The following is a 17270-nucleotide window of genomic DNA, read 5'->3' as shown; positions in this document are numbered from 1 at the left end:
TGAAGAGTTTGATGAGGTTTTAAAATGGCTGAACGTCTGAATAATGACTTCCAGTTCATCGAGGTCGGGCGCAAGGATCCGAAGAAGAAACTGTTGCGTCAACGCAAGAAAGAGTTCGTGGAAATCTACGAACCCTTCAAACCCCAGCAGTCGGCCGACCAGGCCCACCGCTGCCTGGGTTGCGGTAACCCGTATTGCGAATGGAAGTGCCCGGTGCACAACTTCATTCCCAACTGGCTGAAGCTGGTGGCCGAGGGCAACATCCTCCAGGCCGCCGAGTTGTCGCACCAGACCAACACCCTGCCGGAAGTCTGCGGCCGGGTGTGCCCGCAGGACCGTCTGTGCGAGGGTGCCTGCACCCTCAACGACGGCTTCGGCGCGGTGACCATCGGTTCGGTGGAGAAGTACATCACCGACACCGCGTTCGCCATGGGCTGGCGCCCGGACATGTCCAAGGTCAAGCCGACCGGCAAGCGTGTCGCGATCATCGGTGCCGGGCCTGCGGGCCTGGGTTGCGCCGACGTGCTGGTGCGCGGCGGCGTGACCCCGGTGGTGTTCGACAAGAACCCGGAAATCGGTGGCCTGCTGACCTTCGGCATCCCCGAGTTCAAGCTGGAAAAGACCGTGTTGAGCAATCGTCGCGAAGTCTTCACCGGCATGGGCATCGAGTTCCGCCTCAACACCGAGGTGGGCAAGGACGTGACCATGGAGCAACTGCTCGAAGAATACGATGCCGTATTCATGGGCATGGGCACCTACACCTACATGAAGGGCGGTTTTGCCGGTGAAGACCTGCCGGGCGTGTACGACGCACTGGACTTCCTGATCGCCAACGTCAACCGCAACCTGGGCTTTGAAAAGTCGCCGGAAGATTTCGTCGACATGAAAGGCAAGAAAGTCGTGGTCCTGGGCGGTGGCGACACGGCGATGGACTGCAACCGTACGTCGATCCGCCAGGGCGCCAAGTCGGTGACCTGTGCTTATCGTCGTGACGAAGCGAACATGCCGGGCTCGCGCAAAGAGGTGAAGAACGCCAAGGAAGAAGGCGTGAAGTTCCTCTACAACCGCCAGCCGATTGCCATCGTCGGTGAAGACAAGGTCGAAGGCGTGAAAGTGGTCGAGACCCGTCTCGGCGAGCCGGACGCCCGTGGCCGTCGCAGCCCCGAGCCAATCCCGGGCTCCGAAGAGATCATCCCGGCCGACGCCGTGGTCATCGCCTTCGGTTTCCGCCCAAGCCCGGCGCCGTGGTTCGAGCAGTTCGAGATCCAGACCGACAGCCAGGGCCGCGTTGTGGCACCGGAACAAGGCCAGTACAAGCACCAGACCAGCAACCCGAAAATCTTCGCCGGTGGCGACATGGTGCGGGGATCGGACCTGGTGGTGACGGCAATCTTCGAAGGCCGTAATGCCGCCGAAGGGATCCTGGATTACCTGGGCGTCTAAGCACCCGATCCAGACTTGAAATGCAGTAAAAATGTGGGAGCGGGCTTGCTCGCGAAGAGGGAGTGTCAGTCGACAGTTTTGTTGCCTGACACACCGCATTCGCGAGCAAGCCCGCTCCCACAGTGTTTTGTGGTGCTGCAAAAATGCGACAAATTGACCCGATAGACAAAAGGCTGACCTGCATCCGTGCCTTTTGCGCCCGGCTCTGAGAAAATGCCCGCACTTTTTTTCCGGATGCCGACATGACTGCCCTGAAGAACGACCGTTTCCTGCGCGCCCTGCTCAAGCAACCCGTAGACGTCACCCCCGTGTGGATGATGCGTCAGGCCGGTCGCTACCTGCCTGAATACCGCGCCAGCCGCGCCAAGGCCGGCGATTTCATGAGCCTGTGCATGAACCCGGCGTTCGCTTGCGAAGTCACGATGCAGCCGCTCGACCGTTATCCACAACTGGACGCGGCGATCCTCTTTTCCGACATCCTGACCATCCCCGATGCCATGGGCCAGGGTCTGTACTTCGAAACCGGCGAAGGTCCGCGCTTCAAGAAAGTCGTCAGTACCCTGGCCGACATCGAAGCCCTGCCGATTCCCGACCCGCAGAAAGACTTGGGCTACGTGATGGATGCGGTCAGCACCATCCGGCGTGAACTGAACGGTCGTGTACCGTTGATCGGCTTCTCCGGCAGCCCATGGACCCTGGCGACCTACATGGTCGAAGGCGGCTCGTCGAAAGACTTCCGCAAGACCAAGGCCATGCTCTACGACAACCCGCAAGCCATGCACCTGTTGCTGGACAAGCTTGCGCAATCGGTCACCAGCTACCTCAACGGCCAGATCATGGCCGGTGCGCAAGCGGTGCAGATCTTCGATACCTGGGGCGGCAACCTGTCGGCAGCGGCGTACCAGGAGTTCTCCCTGGCCTACATGCGCAAAATCGTCAGCGGCCTGATCCGCGAACACGAAGGCCGCAAGGTGCCGGTCATCCTGTTCACCAAGAACGGCGGCCTGTGGCTGGAAAGCATCGCCGATGCCGGTGCTGATGCATTGGGCCTGGACTGGACCTGCGACATCGGCAACGCCCGTGCCCGTGTTGGCGACAAGGTCGCGCTGCAAGGCAACATGGACCCGACGGTGCTCTACGCCAAGCCGGAAGCCATTCGCGCTGAAGTCGGGCGCATTCTCGCCAGCTACGGCAAAGGCAGCGGTCACGTGTTCAACCTCGGTCATGGCATTACGCCGGAAGTCGATCCGGAACACGCCGGCGCATTCCTGCGCGCCGTGCATGAACTGTCGGCGCAATATCACGAGTAACGGCCAGCGCCGTTTTCAAGAAACCTGTCCCGCCTCGTGCCGGACAGGTTTTTTTATGGTTGTTCACGCAATGCCGGGGAACACCGATAACTGTTTGGTGGTGCACGTGTTCCCCTGTAGGAGCTGCCGAAGGCTGCGATCTTTTGATCTTGATCTTCAACAATCTCCAGATCGCAAAAGCAAAAGCAAAATCAAAAGATCGCAGCCTTCGGCAGCTCCTACAGATATTTCGTTATCTGTGTTCCCCCGGGATTCCGTAAAGAACCTTTTTTATGCCCTGCAGAAATACTCTCCGGATGTAGCGTTTCTGTTGGCAGGGTATTTTCTTTCCTGAGTGAAATTCGAATGAGCAGACTATTCCTGGCCGGTTCGATGATTACTCCTACATAGAATTCTTCGTCATCCCCGTAAGGTTCCAGATCCCTGTTCAGCACAACGCTGAACGGTAACGAAGCAAACATCGCGGCCTGCAAGGCGCCTTGTTTTCGATAGGCAGTCTGGAACACATCATGAAACTTAAATTTGATAAAAGAAGTGCATTAACGGCCTGCACCTCTTCGATGATCCTGTTATCGGCAATGCTGGCCTCTCAAACCGCATCCGCCCACGGCTATCTGGATGTGCCGCCGTCACGCGCACTGGCCTGCCAGAAAGGCTTGAACACCAACTGTGGTGGCGCGCAGTACGAGCCGCAGAGCGTCGGTGAAACCTTCAAGGGCTTTCCCGCAGGTGTCGGCGGTGCCCCTTTGCAGGGGCCGGTCGATGGCAAGATCGCCAGCGGCGGTCACGCGCTGTTCTCCGCACTGGACGCACAGTCCGCCACCCGCTGGCACCTGACGGAAATCAAGGATCGCAACATCGATTTCCAATGGCGTTACACCGCCGCCCACCCGGCGACCAAGCACGAGTATTTCATCTCCAGCGACGGCTGGAACCCGAACGAGTCGCTCAAGCGCGCCACCTTCGAAAGCACGCCGTTCTGCACCATCGATGGCGGCAACCAGTTGCCGGTGTCGGGCGCCAGGCACAGCTGCACCCTCCCGTCCGACAAGTCCGGCCACCACGTCATCCTGGCCATCTGGACCGTCGGTGACACCGCCGCCGCGTTTTACAATGTCGCAGACGTGAACATCCTTGCCGAACCCGACTTGCCGGGCGGCTGGTCGCCGGTAGGCAGCATTGCGTCATCGACTCCATTGCTGGTGGGTGACAAGGTCAAGGCCCGCGCGTTTACCGCCAAGGGCGAGAGTGCGGAATACAGCGTGGAAATCAGCATCGATAACGCTGAAGAAGGCACACCGCAAAACTGGTCGTACAAGCTGGCGGAGAAAATCAACCAGACCCACACTCTGGTTCGCGCCGGTATCCGTGACGAGAGCGGCAATGTTGTCCCAGTCAAAGGCACCAACCGCCTCTACGTGCAAAAAGAAAGCGGCGTAGTCCGCTATGAAGTGCAGTTGGCCATGAAGGAAGACGCCGCTGCGCACATGGCGGTGACCTCTCAGCAAGCCGAATACGTCCTGGATAAAGGCCGGGCCAAAGTCGAATTCAGCATGACTGCGAACCGCGCGATGGACGTCGAAGCGACCTTGTTCGACCAGAACAACAAACCGGTCGGCACCACGTCGGCACAAGTGGCCACCGGCTCCACCTCGTTGTCCCTGGATGTGCGCAGCAATCCGGGTGCGCACACGCTGACCCTGGTCGGCACCACCCTGGATGGCCGCACCACCCGTCAGGACACCAAGACCACTCAACTGACCGGTGAAGGCGCGGTCATCGAATACGACTTCGTATTCCCTGAAGGCCTCAGCGACTACACCGCCGGCACCAAGGTGCTGCAACCGAAGACCGACGAAGTCTTCGAGTGCAAGCCATTCCCTGCGTCGGGTTATTGCAAGCAGTACACCCCTACCGCCAACGGTTTTGAACCGGGTGTCGGTGCTCACTCGCACATGGCGTGGGACAAGTTGTAAGTCCCCGCAACTGGCTTCAGACGGCCTCAAAAAGGTCGCCTGAAGCCAGGTGTTTCTGTTGAGTACCGAGTTGAAAATGAAGGTTTCGAATTTTTCCGGACAACGCTTTCGGGCATGCCTGAGCAGCATTTGCTGGCTCGCGTTGCCAATGGGCGCTGCGGTATTTCTGGCGTGGCAGGAACAGTTGTTTCGCGAGCACCTGGCTTCACCGTCGCCCGACATCGCAACGCTGGAGGCGGTGCCTGTACGTGAGCCGCTCGAAACAACATCGATTGCCATCGTGTTCGGCCTGACGACGGAGGCCGCACCGCGGCCCAGCGCCGAACCGCTGACCCTGCAAGCGAGCTTTGTCAGCAACGGACTATCCAAGGCACTGCTGGCCAATGCTCAAGGTTCTCGTCTCTATCAGGTGGGCGAGCGTTTGCCCGGCGGCAGTGTCCTGCGTCGTATCGAGACCCACCAGGTTGTGCTGTGGAACAAGGGCCGGGAAGAGCTGCTAACGCTCGTCCCCTCTGGCGCACGGTTCCTGACGGGACTCGAATCATCCGTCGATGCTCAACCGGTCACCACGACCACGCGTTTTTTACGCCCGCTCTCCGGGCAACCAGAGTGATGAATTTCATGAACAGCTTCGTCGGCGCGCATTGGTTGCGTTCCATGCTTTTGCTTGCCGTTTTGGCGGCGGCAGCCTTCCCGGGCACGCTTCGAGGCGCCGAAGAAAAATGGCAACTGGCGATGAACAACGCAGAGCTGCGCGACATCGTCGAAGAGATCTCCAGCATTCTCGGGACCACGGTAGTGCTGGACCCCAAGGTCTCCGGTCGTATCACCGTCATGTCCCGGCAGGCCCTCGATCGTGAAGGGGTGCGCCGGTTGTTCTATTCAGTGCTCGACGCCCACAATTTCACGGTGATCGATGAGGGCGACCGGATTCTCATCACTCCGGTTGCCGAGGCCAGGACCCGGGCCGGTCAGGGCACGGTAAAAACCAGCACGGCGTCGCAGTTCGTGACTGAGGTCATCGGGTTGAACACCGGTAGCGCCACCGATATCGCCGGGCTGGTGCGGCCGTTGGTTTCTGCCAACGGTTATGTCGGCCCCTCGGTGTCGGCCAACGCGTTGGTGCTGACCGATACGGCCGCGAATGTGAAGCGCATCGCCCGGGTGATCCGTGAACTGGACTCGGGGCAGAACAACCTGCACGCGGTGCTTCAGCTCCAGCATGCCCAGGCCGGCGATGTCGCGCCGGTGATCGAGGCCTCCATGGGCAAGCGCAATGCCGAGTCGGCCATACAAGTACTGGCTGACACCCGGACCAATCGCCTGGTTTTCATTGGTCCGCCGGTCGTTCGCCAGCGTTTGATCGAACTGGCCCGTGGTCTCGATACACCGGCCACCACGACCCTCGACAACGCCCGGGTGATTCGCCTGCGTCACAGCGATGCCAAGCAGTTGGCCGAGATTCTGGAGTCGATGGGGCAGGGCAGAAAACAGGTGTCCGCCGCCGGCAACGCCAAGGACATGTCGGGCGGCACAGCCTTCATGATCAAGGCCGATGAAAGCCAGAACGCGCTGGTGCTGATTGCCGAGCCGGCACAGGTGCGGACCATCGAAAGCATCGTGCGCCAACTGGACCAGCCGCGGGCCCAGGTGTTGATCCACGCCGCCATCGTCGAAATCTCCGGCGACATCGCCGAGGCCGTCGGTGTGCAGTGGAACCTCAACACCGGCGACGCCAAGGGCTTCATCAACTTTCCCGGCACCGACATTCCGATTGTCGGCGGGTTGAGGTTCGACGAGAAACGATCGGCGCCGGAAGGGGCGATCTTGCAACTGGGCAGCGACCGCTTCGGTGCGCTGATTTCGGCCCTGGCCAGCAACACCCACAGCAACCTGCTGTCCACCCCGAGCCTGTTGACCCTGGACAATCAGGAAGCGGAAATCATCGTCGGCCAGAACGTGCCGTTCAAGACCGGTTCTTACGCCACCAACAGCAACGGCGCGGAGAATCCGTTCACCACTGTCGAGCGCAAGGACGTCGGCATCAGCCTGAAGATCAAGCCTTACATCAACGAAGGCTCGACGCTGCGCCTGGAGGTCGAGCAGGAGGTGTCGGACATCGCCCCCTCGGTGTCGGGCATCGACTCCTCGGACCTCATCACCAACAAGCGAGCGCTCAAAAGCACCATCCTCGCCGACGATGGCGAAATCATCGTGATCGGCGGCCTGATCCGCGACAGCGTGCGCACCCAGAAAAGTGGCGTGCCGCTGCTGCGTGACATTCCCTACCTCGGCGCGATGTTCCGCTGGAGCCGCGACACCCAGACCAAAAGCAATCTGATGGTGTTCTTGCGCCCGACCATCGTGCGCAGCAAGGAGGATCTGTCCCAGGTCAGTCAGCAGCGTTATAACGCGCTGCGTGACTTGAGCAAATCGGGGGCGGGGGAAAACAACTCGTTGCTGCTGCCATCCGAGGCGCGCGGGTTGTTTGAACCGGCCAGCGACGCGCCAGTGTTCGACTTGCGCGGCAAGGCGCAGTAACCCATGGGCGAATTCAGCGCGCAATTGCCCTTCGGCTTCGCCCGGCGTTTTGGTGTGTTGCTGGAGCGTGACGGCGACGATCTGCGCCTTGCCCTGCGCAGCGATGCACCGCTCAGCGCAGTGTCAGAGGCGCGCCGGGTGTGCGGGTCGACGCTGCCGTTCGTCATCGTCGACGCCGAAGAATATGCCTCACGCCTGGCGGCAGCCTATCGCGAGGGACAAAGCGCGATGGAGCAGGTAGCCCAAGGGCTGGACGAAGAGCTGGACTTGCTCAGCCTGGTCGATCAGGTGCCGCAGACCGCCGACCTGTTGGAGCAACAGGGCGATGCGCCGATCATCCGCCTGATCAACGCACTGCTCGGTGAAGCCGTGCGCGAGCACGCCTCGGACGTGCACCTGGAAACCTTCGAGCAGTACCTGTCGGTGCGTATGCGGGTGGATGGCCAACTGCGTGAAATGCTCAGGCCCAAGCGCGAACTGGCGACGCTGCTGGTGTCGCGGATCAAGGTCATGGCGCGCCTGGACATCGCGGAAAAACGCGTGCCCCAGGATGGGCGAATGGCCTTGCGTCTGGCCGGGCATGAAGTCGATGTGCGGGTCTCGACGCTGCCTTCGGCCCACGGTGAACGGGTGGTGCTGCGCCTGCTCGACAAGCAGGCCGGGCGCCTTGACCTGCATCGGTTGGGCATGCCGGACGATACCCTCGCGGCCCTGCGCCAGTTATTGGGCAAACCCCACGGCATCCTGTTGGTGACCGGGCCGACCGGCTCCGGCAAGACCACCAGCCTGTACGCCGCGTTGAGCAGCCTGAATGACCAGACCCGCAACATCCTCACGGTCGAAGACCCGATCGAGTATCACCTGCCGGGTGTGGGCCAGATGCCGGTCAACCCGAAAGTCGACATGACCTTCGCCCGCGGACTGCGGGCGATTCTGCGCCAGGACCCGGACGTGGTGATGGTCGGCGAAATCCGCGACCTCGAAACTGCCGAGATCGCCGTGCAGGCTTCTTTGACCGGGCATCTGGTGCTGTCGACCTTGCACACCAACAGTGCGGTCGGCGCCGTCACGCGGTTGGTCGACATGGGCGTCGATGCCTACCTGCTGGCGTCCTCGCTGGTGGGCATTCTGGCCCAGCGCCTGCTGCGCACCCTGTGCCCCCATTGCAAGGTTTCGTACACCGCCGACGCGGCGGCCTGTGAGCGCCTTGGGCTCGACACGGCCACGTCGCACACCCTGTGCAAAGCCTCGGGCTGCGCGCAGTGCCAGCACGGCTATCGCGGGCGCATCGGCATCTACGAACTGATCAGCGTGACGCCCGCCGTCTCGGCGCTGATCCATCAGGGCGCGAGTGAGCAAATCCTTGTCGACGCAACGCGCATGGTCTCGCGCAGCCTGTTCCAGGACGGGCGTCAGCGGGTGCTGGAAGGCTTGACCAGCCTCGATGAGTTGCTGCGCGTGACCCAGGAGCACTGACGGATGCCGACCTTCGATTACCGCGCCCTTGATGCCCAAGGCCGATCCTGCAAGGGACGCCTGGAGGCCGATGGACCCCGTCACGCGCGACAGCTGTTGCGCGAGCGTGGCGTGTGGCCGCGTGTATTGATCGAGGTCCGGGTCGGCAGCGATACAGGCAAGCAACCTCGCGGCGCAGGCCTGAGCGCGGCTGATCTGGCGTTGTTGACCTTGCAGCTGGCAACGCTGGTTCAGGCCGGGCTGCCTCTGGAAGAGGCACTCGAGGCGGTGACGAAACAGAGCTCGAAGCGCAAGGTCGCGGGCCTGCTCTCGGCGGTCAGGAGCCGGGTGATGGAAGGCCACGCCCTGGCCTCGGCCCTGGGGCAATTCCCCAGGGCTTTCCCCGAATTGTTTCGCGCCACCGTGGCCGCCGGCGAACGTTCGGGGCATTTGGGCCATGTGCTGGAGCAACTGGCGGCCTACACACAGGCCCGCCAGGCCTCGCGGCAAAAGATCCAGATGGCCCTGGTGTACCCCTTGATCCTGATGCTGGCCAGCGCAGCAATCGTCGGTTTTCTGCTCGGCTATGTGGTGCCGGATGTGGTGAAGATCTTCGTCGACAGCGGCCAGCCGTTGCCCTGGCTGACCCAGGTAATGATTGGTGTGAGCAACGGCCTGCGCAACCATTTCCTGTTGTTGATAGGCGTACTGGTGACGCTGTTCGGCCTGTGGCGCTGGAGCTGGCAGCAGCCGCAGTGGCGTCTGCGCTGGCATCGTTGGCTGCTGAGTGCGCCCGTCATCGGTGAAGTGCTGCGGGCCATGGAAGCCGCGCGGTTTGCCAGCACCCTGGCGATCCTGGGCAAAAGTGCCGTGCCCTTGGTGGACGCACTGGAAATTTCCGCCTCGGTCATCGGCAACCTGACCATTCGCGCGCGGATGGTCGATGTCGCCCGTTCCGTGCGCGAAGGCGGAACGCTCACCCGCGGCCTGGAACTGAGCGGCGACATCCCGCCGATGATGTTGCACATGATCGCCAGCGGTGAACGTGCCGGCGAACTCGACCGCATGTTGGCCCGGGCCGCCGAACAACAGGAAAGCAGCCTCGCCGCGCGCATTGCGCTGGTGGTGAGCCTGTTCGAGCCGGCCATGCTGGTGCTGATGGGCGGCGTTGTGCTGCTGATCGTCATGGCCATCCTGCTTCCGATTCTCAGCCTCAACCAATTGGTGAATTGATCCATGCAACCTGTCCGCAAAAGCCTTTCCCGCGTGCAACGCGGTTTTACCCTGATCGAAATCATGGTGGTGGTGGTCATCATCGGAGTGCTGGGGGCCATTGTGGTGCCGCAGTTCATGAGCCGTCCCGATCAGGCCAAGGTCACCGCCGCCAGAATCGATATCCAGGCCATCGCCACCGCCCTGGAAATGTATCGCCTCGACAACGCCCATTACCCCTCGACCCAGCAAGGCCTGGAAGCGTTGGTCAAACGTCCCTCCGGACTGCCCACGGCGCGTGGCTGGAACCCTGAGGGTTACCTCAAGAGCATACCGGTCGACCCGTGGAACACGCCTTATCAGTATCTCAATCCGGGTGTGAAATCGCCGGAAGGCACGTACGACCTGTATTCCCTGGGTGCCGATGGCGTAGCCGGCGGTGAAGGGTTTGCAGCGGAAATCGGCAATTGGGGTCATTGAACCGTGGGCTACCGTTGCCGGGGATTTACGTTGTTGGAGTTGATGATCGTGATTGTCATGGTCGGCTTTTTGCTGGGCATGGTGAGCTTCGCCGGTGGGGGCAGTCCCGCGCGCCAGGTCAGGCAGGAGGCTGAGGCGATGGTGCAGGTGATCCATCAGTTGCGTGAGCGAGCGGTATTCGAGGGGCAGGACTATGGCTTGCGGCTGAGTACCGATGGCCACCGGGCGATGCGCCAGGGTGCGCACGGATGGGAGCCGGTGGCGGAGCTTACTGATTGGCCCCTGAGCGTGCGGGTGCGTTTTCGGCATGACGGCTATGCGGTAGACCTGGACGCTGATGAAGGACCGCCGCAGTTGTTGATATTCAGCAACGATGAGACCAGCGTCTTCACCCTGGTATTCGAGTCCAGCAACCGGACCTGGCTGAGCCTGTCCGGCGATGGCCTGGGCGAGGTGGAGATCGATGGCTAGCCCGCGAACCCGACCCGCCATGGGCGGTTTCACGCTGCTGGAAATCATGGTGGCCCTGGCGGTCTTCGCGACACTGGCGGCTGCCGTGCTGTCAGCCAGTCAATACGTGGTCAAACAGCGTGGCGCCGTTGAGGCACGACTGTTCGCGGCGTGGCTGGCGGACAACCGGTTGAACGAATTGCGCCTGCAACCTGGGTTGGCGGTTGGGCAGCAACAACAGGTGGTGTCGATGGATCAGCGCGACTGGGTGTTGCATCAGCACATCAGCGCCACCGGTGATCCACGTTTGCTCCAGGTCGACATTCAAGTCAGCCCTGCAAACAGTACGCACGCCTTGCATCGTGCCAGCGGTTGGATACTCGCGGTTCATGAATAAGCAGCGCGGATTCACCTTGTTGGAGCTGGTCATCGCCCTGGCGATCTTCGCCGTGCTGGGGCTGGCCAGTTGGGGCTTGTTCGATAGCGTGGTGCGGGTGCAACGAGGTGCGACGACTCACGAGCGGGAACTCAGGAGCCTGCAGCGCGCGGTGGCGGTGATCGAGCGGGATCTGCTGCATGTCACTGTGCAGCCGATGGTGCTCGCACCGCCGCTTTTGCAGTTCCAGCGCAGTCACTGGCGCAATCCTCTGGACCAGCCGCGCAGTGAGCTTCAGACGCTGACCTATCGACTCGACGACGGCGTGCTGTGGCGCGAAAGCCAGGGCGAAGGCACAGAGCTCGTGCAGCGGCAAAAACTGCTGGATGACGTTCGCGAGTTGAACTGGCGCCTGTTCGACAGCCAGTCCGGCTGGGTCGCTCATGGGCCGTCCGGGCAGGACGCGAAGCCGCCCCTGGCGCTGGAGGTGCAAGTCTCGGTTGGTCGCTTCGAATCTATTCGTCGGGTGTTGCCGATGCCGGGTGCATTGCCATGAACGGGCATCAACGCGGCATGGCGTTGATCAGTGTTTTGCTGGTCCTGAGCCTGGCCCTGCTGATCACCGGTGGCTTGTTGCGCAGCCATCACTTGTCGCTGCAAAGCAGCGGGCAACAGTTGCAGCAGATACACCTGCGCCAACTCGCATCGGGTGGGGAAAGCTGGGCGTTGCTGCTGTTGCGCGACGCGCTACAGGACACGGAAAACCCCGTCGAGCGGATTCAGGGCTGGAGGGCCATGGCGCCGGGTATCGAGGTTGAGGATGCGCAGATCCGCATCGATATCGATGACCTCGCCGGGCGTTTCAATCTCAATGCTTTGTTACGCCAGGGCCAGGTGGATCAGGTCACCCTCAACCGTTGGGCGCGCCTGCTTGAGCTGCTCGAGCTTCCTCCTGTGCAACTGAGCCAGGTCGGGCCACTGCGGGAACTGAGCCAGCTGCGCTTGCTTCCCGGCATTGACGCTCGCCTGCTGCAACGACTGGAGCCCTGGGTGGCACTGCTGCCAACCGACGTCACCCTGAACATCAACACCGCACCGGCGCTGGTGTTGAGAACCCTCGGCGAGGTGGACGCTGCGACCGCCGATGCGCTGGCGCTTCAGGCCGCAACAACGCCCTGGACGAGTGTCCAGGCGTTTACCCAGGACCCCTTGCTCTCCGGGCAGGGCTTGAGCAGCCACGGCCTTGGCACCCATAGCCGCTGGTATCGGATCGGCGTGCAGGTGATCCGGGACGGGCGCCAATTGCATCTGGCCACGGATGTCGGGCACGACCCCAAGACTCAACAACTGACGGTGCTGCAACGACGCTTTCTTCCCACCAGTAGCTACGAGAGACCGCGATGAACACTTGGCTTTACCTGACCGCCGAGGGCCGGGATGCGCCATCCGCACTCTGGCCTTGCATACTGTGGTCCCCCACCGGCCAACGCCAGCCGATGCCACTGAGTCAGGCGGCCTCGGCATTGCAGGGGAGGTCGGTCGATGTGCTGCTGCCCATGGAAATGTGCAGTTGGGTACGCAGCGAGCCATGGCCGGCGCGGCGTCAACCCGAGACCCAGGCCATAGTCTTCGCCGTGGAGGATCAACTGAGCGAGGCGCTGGACGTTGTGCATCTGGGTGTTGGCGCTCGTGATCGCGACGGCTGCTACCCGGCCATGGTCATCGGCCTGGAGCGGTTGGCCGCCGTACTCGCCCTGCTGCGCGAGGCGGGTATCGCGGTGCGTGGGGTGTTCGTTGATGCCGATGTATTGTCAGGTGATCAGCCGTGCGGCGCATGGTGGTTCGGTCGTTGGCTGTTGGGTGCAGGCCTCTCGGCACGCATGGCGTTGTCGCAAGACAATCTGGCGCTGCTCACCCCTTTATTGCCCAAAGACATGCAATGGCTGGACGAACGTGAGGATCCCGCTGTCATCGACCAATGCCTGACCCACCGCCCGATCCGGGCCATCAACCTGCTGCAAGGCGCATTTGCCCCGCGCGGCAAGCGTCTGCCCTGGCGTACCGGTGGATGGGTGATGTTAGTGCTGGCGCTGTTGACCTGGGGGGCCAGCGAGACGCGGATCCGCTTCCTCGACAGCGAAGCCCGCCGCCTCGCCAGCCAAAATGAACTGCGATTCAAGGCGCTTTACCCGGACCAAGGCCGCATCGTCGACATGGCAGCGCAACTCAAGGCCCTGCAAAGCCAGCCTGTCGAATCGCAAAACACCCGCATGGCGGGGCTGGTCCGATTGATTGAGCAGGTGATCGGCGCCAGCCCGGTCGAGGTCCGGCGCATCGAATTCAGGGCCGGGGAAGGGTGGAAAATCCAGCTGACCGCCAGCGGCTTTGCCGAGCTGGAGCAATTGCGTGAGCGCGGACGCCAACAAGGCATACCCATCCGGCTCGATAGCGCAAACAAAGCCGCAGACCGGGTGCACGCCACCCTCACCGTGGAGGACGAGGCATGATCCAGGCATGGCGGCGCCTTTCTGTGCGCGAACAACGGCTGTTGCAGGTGATGGGCGCATTTTTGTTGGCGGTTGTGGCTTTCAGCCTGATCTGGCAACCGAACCGGCAGCGCCTGGAAACAGTCGAGCGACAGTATCAACAGCAGGCGAGTCTGGCCGCGCAACTGCAACGGGCGTCACCGCGCAGCCATGTCCCCGCCGACACCGGTCAGCCGTTATCGCTGCGCATCAGTGAAAGCGCTGCGGCAGCGGGGCTGGAAATCCGTCAGATGGAGAGCGACAGCGATCTGCTGCGCCTGACCCTCAATGGCAACGCGCAGCCGTTGATACAGTGGCTCGACGCTATGGAGCGCAACGGTGTCGCGTTGCAGTCGCTGACCCTGGAAAAACGTGACGATGCCTTGGAGGCGCAACTGGTGCTCAGGTAGCCGAGGTGTGTTGTGGCAACAGCGGCAACTTCGCCAGTTTCAACGCGATCAGCAGCGCAATCACCAGCAGCGTGCCGATGAACAGCCCGATCCCGTTCCAGCCACCCAGATGCCAGAACACGCCACCCGCCGTGCCGGCAATGCTCGACCCGGCGTAGTAGCTGAACAGGTACAGCGACGACGCCTGGCCCTTGGCCTTGGTGGCGCGGCGGCCGATCCAGCTGCTGGCCACCGAGTGGGCGCCGAAGAAACCGAAGGTGAACACCAGCATGCCGATGATCACCAGCGGCAGCGGTGTGAACATCGTCAGCGCCAGGCCGGCGATCATCAGCGCAATGGTGCTCCAGAGCATTTTGCGTCGACCGAGCTTGTCGGCCAGGGCACCGATTTTCGCCGAGCTGTAGATACCCGACAGGTACACCACCGAGAGCATCCCGACGAACGCCTGTTCCATGTGATACGGCTCGGCCAGCAGGCGATAGCCGATGTAGTTGAACAGCGTGACGAACGCCCCCATCAGCACAAAGGCCTCGAGGAACAGCAGCGGCAAGCCTGCATCGCGAAAGTGCATGGTGAAGCCGTCGAGCAGGCTGCGCGGGTGCAGCGAGCGGGAACGGAAGTTGCGCGATTCGGGGAGGATCTTCCAGAACACCGCCGCCGCAATCAGGGCCAGGCCGCCGATCACCAGCATTGCCGTGTGCCAACTGACGAAGTCGATCAATACCCCGGTGATCAAGCGCCCGCTCATCCCGCCAATCGCGTTGCCACCGATGTACAGCCCCATCGCCAGGCCGATGTGCTGCGGATGGATCTCTTCGCTCAGGTAGGTCATGGCGACCGCCGCCAGCCCGCTCAATGACAGGCCCACCAGCGCCCGCATCGCCAGCACCGCGTGCCAGCTCGGCAGCATGGCGCTGGCCAGGGTGCACAGGGCGGCGGCGAACAGCGCGGCGACCATCACCGGTTTGCGCCCGACGCGGTCGGAGATCGGCCCCGTGATCAGCAAGCCGAAAGCGAGCATGCCGGTGGCGACAGAGAGGATCAGGCTGCTTTGCGCCGCGTTGATGGAATATTCGTCGGACAGCAGCGGCATCATCGGTTGCACGCAATACAGCAGGGCGAAGGTCGCGAAGCCGCCGCAGAACAGCGCCAGCACCGTGCGCATGAACGCTGGCGTGCCTTTTTCGATGTAGATCTCCGCCAGCTCAACGGCGATAGCGTCCGGCGCAGCGGGAGGCACTTCATGGGCGAGTGGAGCGACAGCAGTTTTCACGGGGGACCTCGGAGGACGCAGCCGGTCAGGCAATGAAAAAAGCATATAGCTGGCTAATGATTCAATCCAATATATTGTTCGACCTGTTTGATAGCTTTTACGACCTAATGGGGTTTTCATGGAATTGCGTCATCTGCGCTACTTCATCGCCGTCGCCGAAGAACTGCACTTCGGCCGCGCCGCACAGGTGCTGGGCATCTCCCAGCCGCCGCTGAGCCAGCAGATCCAGGCGCTGGAACAAGAAGTCGGTGCGCGGCTGTTCGAGCGTACCAATCGTCGGGTCGAGTTGAGCGAGGCCGGTCGGCTGTTCCTGGAAGAGGCGCGGCTGGTGCTGGCGCAGGTCGACAAAGCGGCGGATGTCGCGCGACGGGCGCAACTGGGGGAGTTGGGGGAATTGAAGATTGGCTTCACCTCATCGGCCCCGTTCAACTCGACCATTCCCCAGGCGATTTTCTCTTTTCGCCAGCGTTTCCCGGCGGTGCACCTGAACCTGCGGGAAATGAGCAGCACCCAGGTGGCCGATGCTCTGGTGGACGAGTCGATTGAGGTCGGCATCATGCGCCCGCTCGGGCTGCCGGACTGCGTCAGCGTGGTCGAGTTGATGCGTGAACCGCTGGTCGCGGTGCTCAGCTCCAAGCACCCGTTGGTAGAGGGGAGCGAAGAGGGTCTGTTTCTGTCAGCCCTGGCGCTTGAGCCCTTTGTGTTTTTTCCACGCAGCTACGGCAGTGGCCTGTATGCGCAGTTGCTCAGCCTGGCCCGGGACGCCGGCTTCAGCCCGCACTTTGCCCAGGAGGCCGGGGAGGCGATGACCATCATCGGCCTGGTGGCGGCGGGGCTCGGTGTGTCGGTGTTGCCGGCGTCTTATCAGCGGATGCGCATTGATGGTGTGGTCTATCGGCCTTTGCTGGATCCGGCGGCGGTGTCGGCGGTGTGGTTGGTGCAGCGCAAGGATCAGAAGTCGGCGATGGCCAAAGCGTTTGTCGAGCTGCTGACGAGGAAGGTTGAGCCACTGAAGCCATGACGGCTGCGCCGTCAATCGCGAGCAAGCTCGCTCCCACAGGGTTCAGCGCAATCCCTGTGGGAGCGGGCTTGCCCGCGAAGGCGTCCGCAAGAACACCAACAGTATCCCAGCCAGCAGGAAGCTTCACCGCCGGCTGTGGGACATTTCCGAAATCCCCCGGACAGGCTACAGCGCCTTGCGGCGCTGCCTACAACTACTCCAGAATCCGCCGGCTTGTGCGCTTTGGGGGCCATCGGTAGCTTGATCCGGGTCACTGATGGTCAGTGATCGGGTTTAGCAGCCCGTATCGAAGTAAGCGCATTTGCGCTCCTGATAGGCAGGTATGTCCATACCTGCCCTTGACGGTGGCTGTGCGCAGGGCGCCTTAGGGCGCGCCGGTTTACTTCGTCCGGTCTGCTAACCTGCGTACAGCTGCCACCCTTATGATCAGCAACGATTCGGCGTGGCCGCCCATTTTCAGGACGCTGAATCATGACCAGTACAATCTTCCTCATCGCCCCCGACATCGACAACCGCACCCTGCTGGAATACGCCTGCGTGTCGCTGGCCTCGGCAAGCGTCATGGCGAGTGACTTCGCCAGAGACTTGAAGGGATCGCAGGGCCACACCCTGCTGGGGATCCAGCAGTCGATCATGCTGGGGGAAATGGCGGTGAATCGGGTGTTGGATAACCTTGATCCACCGTGATCGTCCGGGGAGGCGAGAACCCTTGTGGGAGCGAGCCTGCTCGCGAAAAACGTCCAGACAACGCGGTCATTCAGGCACCGCGCGTTATCGTTGACGTCCATCGCGAGCAAG

17 protein-coding genes are annotated in these 17270 nt (G+C 62.1%); 16 read left to right on the top strand and 1 reads right to left on the bottom strand.

The window, feature by feature from the left end:
• The first annotated feature begins 24 nt into the window (after positions 1–24).
• From KW838_RS13620 to gspM, 14 genes are all read left to right on the top strand, one after another.
• On the top strand, positions 25–1443 hold the full coding sequence (locus KW838_RS13620) for an FAD-dependent oxidoreductase (RefSeq protein ID WP_007975602.1): 1419 nt from the start codon (positions 25–27) through the stop codon (positions 1441–1443).
• 242 nt (positions 1444–1685) lie between these two features.
• A complete protein-coding gene (gene hemE, locus KW838_RS13615) occupies positions 1686–2753 on the top strand; it encodes a uroporphyrinogen decarboxylase (protein ID WP_095964623.1) in 1068 nt (355 codons plus the stop codon).
• A gap of 509 nt (positions 2754–3262) precedes the next feature.
• On the top strand, positions 3263–4729 hold the full coding sequence (gene gbpA, locus KW838_RS13610) for an N-acetylglucosamine-binding protein GbpA (protein WP_218501327.1): 1467 nt from the start codon (positions 3263–3265) through the stop codon (positions 4727–4729).
• Positions 4730–4787: 58 nt separating this feature from the next.
• Positions 4788–5342, top strand: a complete 555-nt coding sequence (locus KW838_RS13605) for a type II secretion system protein N (RefSeq protein ID WP_371317835.1) — start codon at positions 4788–4790, stop codon at positions 5340–5342.
• Between the two features lie 8 nt (positions 5343–5350).
• Positions 5351–7270, top strand: coding sequence for a type II secretion system secretin GspD (gene gspD, locus KW838_RS13600; RefSeq protein WP_102698682.1), 1920 nt, complete (start codon positions 5351–5353; stop codon positions 7268–7270).
• Positions 7271–7273: 3 nt separating this feature from the next.
• A complete protein-coding gene (gspE, locus tag KW838_RS13595) occupies positions 7274–8746 on the top strand; it encodes a type II secretion system ATPase GspE (RefSeq protein WP_218501326.1) in 1473 nt (490 codons plus the stop codon).
• A 3-nt stretch (positions 8747–8749) separates the two neighbouring features.
• Positions 8750–9958 (top strand): type II secretion system inner membrane protein GspF, encoded by a 1209-nt coding sequence (gspF, locus tag KW838_RS13590; protein ID WP_218501325.1) that lies wholly within the window; start codon positions 8750–8752, stop codon positions 9956–9958.
• A 3-nt stretch (positions 9959–9961) separates the two neighbouring features.
• Complete coding sequence (gspG, locus tag KW838_RS13585; RefSeq protein WP_102698579.1) at positions 9962–10417, top strand: type II secretion system major pseudopilin GspG; 456 nt, start codon at positions 9962–9964, stop codon at positions 10415–10417.
• A 3-nt stretch (positions 10418–10420) separates the two neighbouring features.
• Positions 10421–10888 carry a type II secretion system minor pseudopilin GspH gene (gene gspH, locus KW838_RS13580; protein WP_218501324.1) on the top strand — a complete coding sequence of 156 codons (468 nt, stop codon included), beginning with the start codon at positions 10421–10423 and terminating at the stop codon, positions 10886–10888.
• Positions 10881–11264: a type II secretion system minor pseudopilin GspI gene (gspI, locus tag KW838_RS13575; protein WP_218501323.1), complete on the top strand. Its 384-nt coding sequence runs from the start codon at positions 10881–10883 to the stop codon at positions 11262–11264. Before gspH ends, gspI begins: the two co-directional genes overlap by 8 nt.
• Positions 11257–11799, top strand: coding sequence for a type II secretion system protein GspJ (locus tag KW838_RS13570; RefSeq protein WP_218501322.1), 543 nt, complete (start codon positions 11257–11259; stop codon positions 11797–11799). The genes gspI and KW838_RS13570 overlap by 8 nt, the downstream gene beginning before the upstream one ends.
• The gene (locus KW838_RS13565) at positions 11796–12647 is read left to right on the top strand and encodes a type II secretion system protein GspK (RefSeq protein WP_218501321.1); all 852 of its coding nucleotides are present in this window, start codon (positions 11796–11798) and stop codon (positions 12645–12647) included. The genes KW838_RS13570 and KW838_RS13565 overlap by 4 nt, the downstream gene beginning before the upstream one ends.
• A complete protein-coding gene (gspL, locus tag KW838_RS13560; RefSeq protein ID WP_218501320.1) occupies positions 12644–13750 on the top strand; it encodes a type II secretion system protein GspL in 1107 nt (368 codons plus the stop codon). Before KW838_RS13565 ends, gspL begins: the two co-directional genes overlap by 4 nt.
• Positions 13747–14178 carry a type II secretion system protein GspM gene (gspM, locus tag KW838_RS13555; protein WP_102698585.1) on the top strand — a complete coding sequence of 144 codons (432 nt, stop codon included), beginning with the start codon at positions 13747–13749 and terminating at the stop codon, positions 14176–14178. The genes gspL and gspM overlap by 4 nt, the downstream gene beginning before the upstream one ends.
• On the opposite strand, the gene KW838_RS13550 is transcribed toward gspM, so the two are convergent.
• Positions 14171–15451, bottom strand: a complete 1281-nt coding sequence (locus tag KW838_RS13550; protein ID WP_218501319.1) for an MFS transporter — start codon at positions 15449–15451, stop codon at positions 14171–14173. The genes gspM and KW838_RS13550 overlap by 8 nt on opposite strands.
• 118 nt (positions 15452–15569) lie before the next feature.
• Here KW838_RS13550 and KW838_RS13545 point away from each other — a divergent pair, with 118 nt between their 5' ends.
• Positions 15570–16472: a LysR family transcriptional regulator gene (locus KW838_RS13545; RefSeq protein WP_218501318.1), complete on the top strand. Its 903-nt coding sequence runs from the start codon at positions 15570–15572 to the stop codon at positions 16470–16472.
• Positions 16473–16943: 471 nt separating this feature from the next.
• Positions 16944–17159, top strand: coding sequence for a DUF6124 family protein (locus KW838_RS13540; RefSeq protein ID WP_015093148.1), 216 nt, complete (start codon positions 16944–16946; stop codon positions 17157–17159).
• Positions 17160–17270 lie beyond the last annotated feature (111 nt).

The organism is Pseudomonas sp. PDM27 (genome assembly GCF_019219205.1).
Taxonomy (GTDB): Bacteria; Pseudomonadota; Gammaproteobacteria; order Pseudomonadales; family Pseudomonadaceae; genus Aquipseudomonas; species Aquipseudomonas laurylsulfatiphila.
The sequence above is the reverse complement of the archived record's forward strand: the minus strand, read 5'-3'. Positions and strand labels throughout refer to the sequence as shown.